This window comes from Curtobacterium sp. MCBA15_001 (assembly GCF_001864835.1).
Classification (GTDB): domain Bacteria; phylum Actinomycetota; class Actinomycetes; order Actinomycetales; family Microbacteriaceae; genus Curtobacterium.
On the sequence record NZ_MJGI01000011.1, the window covers coordinates 1 to 11,525 of the forward strand.

Sequence of the window (11,525 nt, forward strand, 5' to 3'; positions counted from 1 at the left end):
ATCTGTCGCTTTCGCGAGGGAGAGCGGTGCGCGGTCAGCGCGGGATGACGCTGAACAGGAACTTCCTGCGAACCATGTACCAGGCCAGCAGGATGAGCGCGGAGTGCACCACGAAGCCGATCCAGAAGTCACCCCAGGGCACACCCGGGATCGACGCGATCGCCAGCGCGAAGAAGACCTGCCAGACGAAGACGTAGAGGCTGGCCTGCCCGATCGGGATCCACAACCAGCCGATGACGGCCGCGATCGGCTTCCAGAACACCGTGAGGATGGCGTAGGACACGATCGCGAAGAACGCGATGTCGACCAGGCGCCCCCACTGCAGGTCGACGCGCTGGTACGCCGTGTTGTACAGGTCGTCGTACATCGACGCGGGGAACGGCGTCGGGGTGAACCCCGCGTGGTTCGCCGCCCAGACGTAGACCAGGAACACCGCGTACCCACCGATGCCGATGCCGATCAGCACCCGGCCGACGCGACTGGTCAGCGCACCGACGACCTGGCGGCGGTAGTACCCGAGCACGAGTCCGTGGGTGAAGACGACCTGCCAGGTCAGGAGCGGGAACACCGCGTTGAACTGCGAGTTCAGCGGTGCGAAGTCCGGGTTCACCGCCTGGAACACGTAGAGCGCCCAGCTGACGACGAGCACTGCCCACCAGTACCCGCGGCGGATCACCCAGAGCAGCGGCGGGATGAACAGGCTCAGCACCACGAACAACCCCATGATGTTGAAGGGCCACGGGCCCATCTCCAGCAGCAGGAACTGCCGGATCGCGAACCACGGCGGCGGGTAGGCGAGCAGCTGCATCGCGTTCGGGTAGAGGTCGTACACGCGGCCCTCGGCACCGACACCGCCCGTGCCGGTCCCCCGGTCCGTGAAGGTCGTGATGGCGTCGGTGTTCAGGAACGGGACGAAGCTCAGCGCGAAGACCACCGCGATCACCACGAGCGTGACGACGTACTGCTTCCGGGCCCGTTTGAACGCCCCGATCGCAGCGGCCCACTCGCCGAACTTCTTCATCGCGAGCGGGTACGTCATGCCGAGCACCATGCCGGACAGGAAGACGAACATCTCGGCGCCGGTGATCGCCCCGACGGCGTGCAGGGTGATGTACGAGTACGGGCCACCGATCTCGATGTGGGTGATCACCACGGCCAGGATGATGAACCCGCGGAACATGTCGAGTCGCAGGTCGCGTCCGGGCCCGCCGTCGTCGGGGTACCGCCAGCTCGGCAGCAGGCGGCCGAACAGCCCGCTCAGCAGGAAGACGGCGGCCAGGCCCGCGGCACACCAGACGATCCACGCCATCTGGTCGCCGCCGGTGTCGAGCTGCTGGTTCGTGGCCGCGTTGCCGTCCTGTGGCGTGACGCGCTCGGTCACGGGCCCGAACACGAACCGGTCGGCCTGCTCGAGGTCGGTGCGGAACGAGCCGGCGATCCCGGGCACCGCGGTGTCGCGCCAGTCGGCGACGCGGTTGCCGGCCTCGGGTTCACGACGGTTCGTCTCGAGGAAGGTCACCCCGCGGATCAGGGGGTGGTCCTCGACCTGCGCGAAGACCTGCCGCCACCAGCCCTGCTTGACGTCGAGCTCGGCGGCGCCGCGGATCGAGTGGTCGTACAGCGCGCCGGTGTCGAGCAGCATCGGGCGGTCACGGCCCGCGGCGAACCGGTCGTAGAACGTGCCCTGCTGCGGGGTCTCGTAGCCCCAGGTCTCGGCGAAGCGGGCGGCGACCTCACCGGCCTCGGGCACGTCGTTCGTGGTGAGCGGGACGTCACGCCCGGCGGCCTCGGTCGCCTTGCCCTTGCCGAACGAGAACATCGACAGGCCGACCCAGTCGACGGACGACGCCCCCGGCCAGTACGGACCGTAGGGGTCGTCGGCTGCCGTCAGCTGACCGTCGCCGTTCGTGTCGAGCTTGGCGGTGTCGGTGGCCGACAGGTCCTGCAGCCGCCCGGAGGACTCGCCGAAGGGGTACCCGGCACCGTACGACGGCGACCACACCATGAGCGCGTCCGAGCTCCCGCGGTGCACCTCGGAAGCCAGGGTGCGGAACGCCGACACGAACTGCGTCGGCTGCTGCCCCCAGCGGACCCACGTGCCGTTCATCTGCGGGGCGAACCGCACGAGCACCTGTGTCCGGTACTGCGTGTGCACCTGTTCGAGCAGGTCGTTCGCGCGCCGGGCGTCGGCGGCCGTCAGGGTGCGCAGGGCGACGTCGGGCTCGAGGCTCACGACGAGGGTCGCCCCCTGTGCCGCGGCGGCCCGTGTCGACCGGAGGAGCTCCCGCTCGGCGGACCGGTCGATCGGGTAGTCGATCTCGACGCCGTAGCTGGACGGCGTCGCCCCGAGGCGTCCCGCGTACCCGTCCGGCGCGTCGGACCCCCAGTCCAGGTCCGGGCCGAACCAGGCCTTGCCGGACGCCGGCGCGAGCGGTGTCTGCGCGTTCCCCGCAGCCTGCGCGGGCAGGGCTCCCCCGAGCGCCAGCGTGCCGGCGACGACGAGCAGGGTGACGAGCTGGGTGAACCGACGCCTCACCGGGTGCACACCAGGGTCCACACGTTGTGGCCGCCTTCGTGCCGGTGCTCCAGCCGGTCGAGCGCGGCGATCGCCAGCGCCAGGCCGCGACCGCTCTCGGCGTCGACGTCCGCCATCGTCACGGCGCTGAGGTCGAGGTCGACGGGCAGGCCGTTGTCCCGCAGCACGGCGCTGAAGGCCTCGGGCGTCGCGTCGAGCTCGACCGAGTACCGACGGCCGGTCTCGCGGTCGGACCGTGCGGTGTGCTCGACGATGTTCGCGGCGATCTCGGCCAGCGCCGTCTCGAGGGCGAAGCGGCGCGGCAGGTCGTCGACCCCCAGCGATGCCCACCACGCGGCGAAGCGGTTCTGCACGGTGTCCAGGCTCTCGGGGACGGCGGGGACGTCGAACGCGGTCACAGTGGGCCTCCGGTGGTGGTGGACTCGTGCTCGGACTGCACCGAGCCCGGACCGCGGTAGAGCACGGCGCGGATCACGATGCTGAAGATGAACAGGTCGAAGACGACCCAGGCGGTGTTGACCAGCGGCGCGATGCCCGAGGCCTGCCCGGTCAGGTAGCGGATGCCGATGAGCACGAGGGCGCCGACGAGCGCACCCATCGCCCACAGCTGCGGACGGACAAGATCCCAGCGCGGCTTCGCCTCGGCCTCGTCGCGCACCTTCGGCGTGACCCGGAACCCGAGCGGGCGTCCGCGGAACACGTTCGCGAAGGCGCTCGTGACGCTCTCGATCCACACCGGGAACAGCGCCAGCGAGTACTGCTGCCCGCGCCAGGTCGGTCTTCCAGCGGCCACCACCCAGAACAGCAGCTGGTTGAGCACCAGGAACGGGATCAGCCGGGCGAAGAAGTCGACGCTGTAGGCCTGCACGGGGACGACGCCGAACGACAGGCACAGGACCGGCGCCGCGATGTACACGACGGCGGCGAACCCGGAGAGGTAGCTCCACATCGTCGAGAAGTACATGAGCCGCTGCCCGAACGACAGGCCGTTCTGGACCAGCGGGTTCTCGCGGAAGAAGACCTGCATGGTGCCCTGCGCCCACCGCAGACGCTGCACCAGCATCGTCGGCAGGTCCTCGGGTGCGAGCCCCCTCGCCAGGATCTCGTCGTGGTACGCCGACTTCCACCCGAGCCCGTGCAGCCGCATCGCGGTGGCCATGTCCTCGGTGACCGAGATCGTCGCCAGGGGCATGACCGCCTGGGCCTCGTCGCCACGGTTCACGTCGACCGCCCGCGCCAGCACGGCGATGGCCTCGATCGCGGCGACCGGCGAGGCGTTCCGCTGCCCGAGCACGTCGAGCGCAGCGTCGTCGAGGCCCGCGAACGTGTCGGCGTCGGTGGACATCGCCGCGAGTTCCTGCAGGTCGCTCCGCACCGACTCGAGGTCGGCGGCGGCGAACCGGAACGCGATCGCGTCGATCCCGCGCTGGAACTCGTAGGTGACGTCGCCGAGCGGTTCGTCGCGGCTCATCTGGTCGCGCGCGCGGTCGACCACGCCCTGCGCGTCGTCGAGCGCTTCGAGCACGCGCGGGTCCGTCTCGGTCGCACGCGCCCGGGCGAGCAGCTTCCGCGAGGTCTTCAGCGTGCGCTCGACCGAGGCCTCGACCTCGTGCACGTAGCGGGAGATGCCGAGCTGCATCAGCGCCTCGCGCCGCAGGATCGCGTTCGAGCCGCAGAAGAACGCGGCGTTCCAGCCGTCCTTCGACTGCTGGATCGGGCCGTAGAACAGCGGCGCCTGGCTGCCGAGCAGGTCTGCGTCCGGCACGTTCTCGAACCACTGCGGCGTCTGCACGAGCGCCATCCGCGGGTCCTTGAAGTACCCGAGCGTGCGGTCGAGGATCGCGGGGTCCGGGACCTGGTCGGCGTCGAGGATGAGGAGGAACTCCCCCTGCGTCGCCATGAGCGCGTTGTTGAGGTTGCCGGCCTTGGCGTGGCGGGGACGGTCGACCCAGTCCTGCCCCCGGGTGATCACGCCGAGGCCGAGCTCCTCGGCGGCGGCACGCATCTCCGGTCGGTTGCCGTCGTCGAGGATCCACGTGCGGTGCGGGTAGCGGATCACCTTCGCCGCGCGGGCGGTGCGCACGACCAGCTCGACCGGCTCGTTGTACGTGGTGATGAAGACGTCGACCGTGACGTCGGTGGTCGGCGTGGTCGGGGGTTCGCCGCGTTCCCGGAGCCGCCATGCACCGAACGCGAACAGCAGCGAGTCGATGACGCTGTACGTCTCGGCCAGGATCAGCGGGACGGCGATCCACCACGAGTGCCAGTTCACCGAGGCGGCCCAGCGCCACACGACGTAGTTCAGGCCAGCGAGCGAGGCCAGCAACGCGACGGTCCGGACGGCGACGATCCGACGCCGCGCGGTGCCGGTCTGCAGGCGTCGACGGTCCTGACGGCTGAGGTCGAGCGCGGTCATCGTCCGGCTCCCGAGCCGACGATCGACGTCGTGGTGCGCTGCAAGGTGTCTCCTGATCCGGCGGCGGTTGCGGCACCGGAGTCCGTCGGGTCGGTCTCCGTGTCACGACCTGTCTACCGCAGCGCGCGCCGGTTGTCAGGCCGACGCGGCGAACCCGTCGTCAGACCGACGCCGACGACCCCGACGCGGCGAACCCGATGTCGGCGGCCAACCGTTCGACCGCCAGGTCGAAGTACCGGGCAGCGTCGTCGACCGAGCCCACGTAGTGGCCGAACAGCTCGAACGACACCGTCCCGAACACCGCGGTCCACGCCATGAGCGTCCGCATCACGGCTTCGGCGGGCACGTCCTCGCTGATCCCCCGCCACCGGATGTACGCCACCGCACCCGCGACCACGGAGTCGGCCGGCGCGGGGACGGGCGTGATCGTCGGGGTCGGCAGCGGTCGACCCTCCATCGCGTCGATCACGATCCGCACCAGCACCAGCGTGGCCCGGGTCGCCGGCTCGATCGTCTCCTGCGGCGCCGCGTACCCGGGAACCGGACTGCCGTACAGCAGCGCGAAGTCCCCCGGGTGCGCCACCGACCAGGTCCGCACGGCTCGGCAGGCCGCGAGCCACCGTGCGCCGACGTCGTCCCGCGGGTGCGCCGCATCGGCCTGTTCCACCGCGGCGCCGAGTTCGTCGTAGGCCTGGACGAGCAGGGCGGTGAGCAGGTCGTCGCGGCTCGGGAAGTACCGGTAGACCGCCGAGGACACCATGCCGACGTCCCGCGCCACCGCACGGAGCGAGAGCTGCGCCGGCCCCTCGTCCGTCAGCCGTGCCCGCGCCGCGTCGGTGATGCGAGCGCGGATCGTCGCGCGCGCCAGGTCACGAGCGGACGGGGCACGGTCGGTCGGGTCGCGGTCGGTCATGCCCTCACCCTGCCACGCAAGATCACCGATCACAAACGAGAGCACTGCTCTTGTCAACGGCGCGACACCGTGTCATGCTCATCGAACCGAGAGCAGTGCTCTCACTTCATCCCAGGAGGAACCCATGTCGCAGCACCACGTCGTCGTCGGCGCCGGCCCCGTCGGGCGGCACGTCGCAACCCTGCTCGCCGAGCGCGGCGACCAGGTCACGGTGGTCACCCGCTCCGGCCGGGACACCGGCATCGCCGGGGTCACCCACGTGGCGCTGGACGCCACCGACGCCGAGGCCCTCACCCGCATCACGACGGGCGCCGCCGCGCTGTACAACTGCGCGAACCCCGGCGACTACACGCAGTGGGAACGGACCTGGCCGCCGCTCGCGTCGTCCCTGCTGACGACGGCCGAGCGGACCGGCGCGGTGTACGCGATCACCGGCAACCTGTACCCGTACGGCCCGACGAGCGCGCCGATGCACGAGGGCACCCCGGACGCCGCCACGGACCACAAGGGCGTCCTGCGGGCCCGGATGTGGCGGGACGCCCTCGAGGCGCACCGTGCCGGTCGGCTCCGGACCGTCGAGGTGCGCGCCTCGGACTACGTCGGGCCCGGGATCGGCCAGAACGGCCACGTCACCCGGGTCCTGCCCGACGCCCTGCGCGGCAAGGCCGTCTGGATGATCGGCCGCACCGACCAGCCGCACACCTTCACCGACGTGCTCGACGTCGCCCGCACCCTGGTCGCGGCCGCCGACGACCCCACCGCACACGGGAGGACGTGGATGGTCCCGTCGAACGCACCGGTCTCGCAGGTGCGGGCGTTGACCGACGTGCTCGCCGCCGCCGGGAAGCCGCCGGTCACCGTGCACCGGCTGCCGGCCCCGGCACTGCGGGCGATCGGGCTGGTCTCGCCGATGATGCGCGAGATCGCCGAGATGGGGTACCAGTGGACGGCGCCCTACGTGCTCGACGACCGTGCCGCGCGGCAGCACTTCGGCATCGACCCGACGCCGTGGGCCGAGGTCTGCCGCCGCACCGCGACGGGCGTCGCCTAGACGGACAGGAGGCCCGGTGCCAGCTGGCACCGGGCCTCCCGTCCTGCAGGCGAACGGTCAGATCACCAGCAGGCGCGAGAACTGCGCGGCCGACAGCTGCTGCGCCGCACCGCCCGCCGCGGGCACCCGCCAGAGGCCGGCCGTCGGTGCCGCGTCGATGTCGACGAACACGTCACCGGCCCCGTCGGCAGCGGCGATGTTGGCGCCGCGCGAGCCAGCCGTCAGCCCGGTCACCGGGACGGAGGTCGTGGTGCCGTCCACCGCACGGGTCGTCAGCGCCGGGATCGACCGGTCCACCGCGCACTTGCCGGTGTTCTCCGACGGGGTCGTGCACCACTCGGCCGACTGCAGGAGCCGGAACGAGTCCGTGTTCGTCGCGGCGTACTCGAACGCCAGGCGCGGTTCGGCGGAGACCCACGTCGTCGCACCGGCGGGCAGGGCGTACCAGATGAACGCGCCTGCGGCTCCCGGGGAGAGCCAGTTGACGTAGAGCCCGCCGTGGCCGTCGGCCAGCAGCGCCTGCACGTACCCGAACGTCCCGACGGTGCCGAACGACACGGCCCGCGTCGAGGTCGCCCCGGCCGGCGTCCGCGAGGTCACCGTCACGGTCGCCTGGTTCCCGCTCCAGGTGGACACGGTGCCGTCACGACCGACCGCCCACAGGCCCCGCGCGCCGGAGAGCGACGACTGCGGGAAGGACACCCAGGGCTCCGGCGCGCCGCCGGTCACGGGCAGCCGGACCACGGACCCGGAGACGCTGTCGACCCAGTACAGGTTGCCGGCCACGTCGGAGCGCAGGTCAGCGGTCAGGTGCTGCCCCGACACGACGGTCCGCGGAGCAGCGCCGCCGGCCGGGTACATCAGCACCGAGGTCCGGTCGGCCGAGGGCACGAAGACGTCGCCCCGGTCGTCAGCGGTGTAGCCGGCCCCGTTCGGCGCGATCGTCCGTGCCGTCCCGGTCCCGGTCGTCGGGTAGCGGACGACGTTGCCCGCAGCGTCGAGGGCGAACAGCGACTCGGCCGCAGGCGCGGGCGTGCTCGCGCGGTGCCGGACCTGCACGGCCGGACCGGTGCCCCGGGCGCCGACGGCCCGGACCGCGAAGGTGTAGGTCACGCCGTCCCGCAGCGAGCCGAAGTGGTCCCGGCGCGCAGCGGCCGGCAGGCGGTCGACGCCGCGGTTCGGCTGCTGGTCGGCCGGCGAGATCGTGACCTGCCAGCCGGTGACGGCGCCACCGGAGCGCGGCAGCCCCCAGGTGACGTCGGCGTCGCCACCGGTCCCGGACACCGCGACGGAAGACGGCGCTCCCGGCACCGTCGGCGCCGCCTGCGCGGGGGTGACCCCGACGGCGACGAGCACGGCCGCTGCTGCGACCGTGAGGACTGCTCTGTACATGCTCGATCCCCTGTCCGCACGGCATCCGAGCCGCGCCACGGGGTCAGCGTGGCACCGCACAGCGGCCGGGGAAACGGGCACGGAACGGTCTGCGGTGGGATGTGCGGTGTCCCGCACCGCAGACCGACGGGAGGCCCGGTGCCAGCTGGCACCGGGCCTCCCGTCAGGGACGCATCCCGTCAGGGACGCACCGGGTTCAGTACCGGGGCTTGCGCGCCGGACGCTCGTCGCGGTCCTCGCGCGGCCCGCGACGGTAGCCACCGGCTCCGCCGCCCCGACGGTCCGGCTTGATCTCGATCAGGCGGCCGCTGATGCGGGTGTCGCTGAGCTTGCCGAGCACGTCGCCGGGCATGTCCGAGGGCAGTTCGACGATGGAGAACTCCGGCTGGATGCGGATCGCACCGAAGTCGTCGCGGCGCAGGCCGCCCTCGTTCGCCAGGGCACCGACGATCTGGCGGGGCTCGACGCGGTGGCGACGGCCGACCTCGATCCGGTACGGCGTCATCGGGACGGAACGTCGACGGCGGTCGCCGCCGTCGGACTCGCGGTCGTCGCGGCCCTTGCGCTCGTCGCGGCGCTGGTCACGCTCGACCTGACGGCGCAGGGCGTCCTCGGCGGGGTCGAGCAGCAGCGGGGTGTCACCCTGCGCGACGACGGCGAGTGCCGCGGCGACGTCCTGCTCCGGCACGTCGTGGTGCTCGACGTAGTGGGCGATGATGTCGCGGAAGGCGTCGATGCGGCTGCGGGACTCGAGCGCCGCGGTGATCGCGTCGTCGAAGCGGGTCAGGCGGGTGACGTTGACGTCCTCGACGCTCGGCAGCGTCATCTCGGTCAGCGGCTGGCGCGTGGCCTTCTCGATCGCGACGAGCAGGCGACGCTCACGCGGGGTGACGAAGCTGATCGCGGCACCGCTGCGGCCGGCACGACCGGTGCGACCGATGCGGTGGACGTAGGACTCGGTGTCGACGGGGATGTCGAAGTTCACCACGTGGGTGATCCGGTCGACGTCGAGGCCACGGGCGGCGACGTCGGTCGCGACCAGGATGTCGAGCTTGCCGGACTTCAGCTGGTTGACCGTGCGCTCACGCTGGGCCTGGGCGACGTCACCGCTGATGGCGGCTGCGGCGTACCCACGGGCGCGGAGCTTCTCGGCCAGGGTCTCGGTCTCGCTCTTGGTGCGGACGAAGATGATCAGGCCCTCGAAGTCCTCCACCTCCAAGATGCGGGTCAGCGCGTCGACCTTCTGCGCGTACGACACGATGAGGTAGCGCTGCGTCGTGTTGGCGGACGTGGTCGTCTTCGCCTTGACCGTGATCTCGGCCGGGTCGTTGAGGTACTGCTTCGAGATGCGGCGGATCTGCGCGGGCATGGTCGCGGAGAACAGTGCGACCTGCTTGGTGTCCGGGGTCTCGGCGAGGATCGTCTCGACGTCCTCGGCGAAGCCCATCTTGAGCATCTCGTCGGCCTCGTCGAGCACCAGGTACTTCAGCTCGGACAGGTCGAGCGTGCCCTTCGCGATGTGGTCCATGATGCGACCGGGGGTCCCGACGACCACGTCGACACCACGGCGGAGCGCGGAGAGCTGCACACCGTAGGCCTGGCCGCCGTAGACGGGCAGCACGTGCACGCCGCGCATGTGCGACGCGTACTGCTCGAACGCCTCGCACACCTGGAGCGCGAGCTCACGGGTCGGCGACAGCACGAGGGCCTGCGGCAGCTTGGAGCCGGACTCCATGCGGGACAGCACGGGCAGCGCGAACGCCGCGGTCTTGCCGGTGCCGGTCTGGGCGAGTCCGACGACGTCGCGACCCTCGAGCAGGGTCGGGATGGTGGCTGCCTGGATCGCGGACGGGGTCTCGTACCCGATCTCCTTGACGGCCTTGAGCACGGGCTCGCTGAGCCCCAGGTCGGCGAACGTCACCACGGGCCCCTCGTCGGTGGCGTCGGTGGTGCTGTTCGTTTCGGAGGTCATCCTGGTACGGTACCCGGTCGCGCGCCCTCGTACGTACTGGTCAGGCCGTTCGACCGCGCTGTCCGGGCCGTCCGCGTGTGCTGGTCAGGCCGTCCGTCGCTCGTCGGGACGCACCCGCGAACGGGCACGACCGGCCCGCAGCGTCGCGGCGGGGTACTCCCCGAACCGAGTCACGTACGCCCCCGCGAAGCGACCCATGTGCCGGAAGCCCCACTGCCGTGCGGCGTCGGCCACCGAGTCGTTGCGTGGGTCGGCGAGCTGCAGCGCGATCCGCACCCGGTCGAGCCGCATGTCGTGCAGGAACGCCATCGGTGTCGTCCGGGTCTGCTCGATGAACGCACTCTGCACGGTGCGCGGGCTCAGGCGGACCGCCCGGCAGAGGTCGGCCAGCGTGATCTGCTCGCTGCAGTGCTCGGCGAGCCAGGAGCGGGCGAGCTCCACCGTGCGTGCCGACGAGCGCGCGTACGGCATCGGACGGATGCCCCGGACCTCCTCGGCACCCGAGCCGTAGGCCAGTAGCACCTGTTCGACCAGCTCGACCTGCAGCGAGAGCCGGGCGGGAGCCGGCTCGTCCTCGGCGAAGGCCGCCGCCGCGGCAGCACCCAGCGCCGCGCGGAGTCCCGGCAGCGCCTCGGGCGCGGGGAACCGTCGGAGCGCCGGCACCCCCGGCCGGACGACCCCGGGGCACCCGCGCAGGACGGCGTCCACGGTCTCGACGAAGCCGAGGTCGATCCGCACGAAGCGGACGGCACCCTCGGGCAGCGACACCGGACACGGCCCGGAGGTGGGCAGTGCGATCGGCACCCCGCGCGGTGCGACGTCCTGCTGGGTGCCCTCGCCGACGCGCAGCTCGCCGGACAGCGTCCACGCGAGCAGCACCGCGCCGTCGGGGTGCAGCACCGCGCTGCGTTCGGCGCTCACCGCGGAGCTGATGAACTCGACGTGCAGGTCACGGATCGAGCGGTGGTGGAAGCGGAACGGCTCCCCCGGCCCGAAGGCCACGTCGGTCGCGGTGTACAGGCACGCGGCCAGGCGCGTCGCGTCCTCGCGGTCCGTGCAGGTCCGGTCGGCGCGGAGCCGGTCGTCGGATGGGGTCGGGTTGACGGGCACGGCACCTCCTGACGGTCGCCGCGGCGGTCCCGTCGCGGCTGCGTCAGCAGTATCGCCACGCAGCACGCGAGGCCGACAGGGGTTGACAAGCGCCGACCGCTGTGGTGGCCGCGGCACAGACGGGAGGTCCGTGGC

8 protein-coding genes are annotated in these 11,525 nt (G+C 71.9%); 1 reads left to right on the forward strand and 7 read right to left on the reverse strand.

Annotation, left to right across the window (positions count from 1 at the left end):
* Positions 1 to 34: 34 nt before the first annotated feature.
* The 4 genes from opgC to BIU90_RS05545 all read right to left on the reverse strand — a co-directional run bounded on the left by opgC (position 35) and on the right by BIU90_RS05545 (position 5,865).
* A complete protein-coding gene (gene opgC / locus BIU90_RS05530; protein ID WP_071299257.1) occupies positions 35 to 2,536 on the reverse strand; it encodes an OpgC domain-containing protein in 2,502 nt (833 codons plus the stop codon).
* Complete coding sequence (locus BIU90_RS05535; RefSeq protein ID WP_071299251.1) at positions 2,533 to 2,934, reverse strand: ATP-binding protein; 402 nt, start codon at positions 2,932 to 2,934, stop codon at positions 2,533 to 2,535. The genes opgC and BIU90_RS05535 overlap by 4 nt, the downstream gene beginning before the upstream one ends.
* Complete coding sequence (locus BIU90_RS05540; protein ID WP_254786951.1) at positions 2,931 to 4,952, reverse strand: glycosyltransferase; 2,022 nt, start codon at positions 4,950 to 4,952, stop codon at positions 2,931 to 2,933. Before BIU90_RS05540 ends, BIU90_RS05535 begins: the two co-directional genes overlap by 4 nt.
* A 160-nt stretch (positions 4,953 to 5,112) precedes the next feature.
* The gene (locus BIU90_RS05545; RefSeq protein ID WP_071299252.1) at positions 5,113 to 5,865 is read right to left on the reverse strand and encodes a TetR/AcrR family transcriptional regulator; all 753 of its coding nucleotides are present in this window, start codon (positions 5,863 to 5,865) and stop codon (positions 5,113 to 5,115) included.
* Between the two features lie 124 nt (positions 5,866 to 5,989).
* Between BIU90_RS05545 and BIU90_RS05550 the strand changes: the two genes are divergently transcribed.
* The gene (locus tag BIU90_RS05550; protein ID WP_071299253.1) at positions 5,990 to 6,916 is read left to right on the forward strand and encodes an NAD-dependent epimerase/dehydratase family protein; all 927 of its coding nucleotides are present in this window, start codon (positions 5,990 to 5,992) and stop codon (positions 6,914 to 6,916) included.
* A gap of 57 nt (positions 6,917 to 6,973) precedes the next feature.
* Here BIU90_RS05550 and BIU90_RS05555 read toward each other — a convergent pair whose 3' ends face one another.
* The 3 genes from BIU90_RS05555 to BIU90_RS17840 form a co-directional block, all read right to left on the reverse strand.
* A complete protein-coding gene (locus tag BIU90_RS05555; RefSeq protein WP_071299254.1) occupies positions 6,974 to 8,308 on the reverse strand; it encodes a fibronectin type III domain-containing protein in 1,335 nt (444 codons plus the stop codon).
* A gap of 196 nt (positions 8,309 to 8,504) precedes the next feature.
* Entirely contained in the window at positions 8,505 to 10,280 is a 1,776-nt protein-coding gene (locus BIU90_RS05560; RefSeq protein WP_071299255.1) for a DEAD/DEAH box helicase, read from the reverse strand.
* Between the two features lie 84 nt (positions 10,281 to 10,364).
* Positions 10,365 to 11,390, reverse strand: coding sequence for a helix-turn-helix domain-containing protein (locus BIU90_RS17840; protein ID WP_083403736.1), 1,026 nt, complete (start codon positions 11,388 to 11,390; stop codon positions 10,365 to 10,367).
* Positions 11,391 to 11,525: the final 135 nt, after the last annotated feature.

Excerpts from the sequence above, each read along its gene's own strand:
- BIU90_RS05540 (WP_254786951.1), bottom strand. The coding sequence starts at position 4,952 with ATGACCGCGCTCGACCTCAGCCGTCAGGACCGTCGACGCCTGCAGACC.
- BIU90_RS05555 (WP_071299254.1), bottom strand. The coding sequence starts at position 8,308 with ATGTACAGAGCAGTCCTCACGGTCGCAGCAGCGGCCGTGCTCGTCGCC.
- BIU90_RS05545 (WP_071299252.1), bottom strand. The coding sequence starts at position 5,865 with ATGACCGACCGCGACCCGACCGACCGTGCCCCGTCCGCTCGTGACCTG.
- BIU90_RS05550 (WP_071299253.1), top strand. The coding sequence starts at position 5,990 with ATGTCGCAGCACCACGTCGTCGTCGGCGCCGGCCCCGTCGGGCGGCAC.
- BIU90_RS05560 (WP_071299255.1), bottom strand. The coding sequence starts at position 10,280 with ATGACCTCCGAAACGAACAGCACCACCGACGCCACCGACGAGGGGCCC.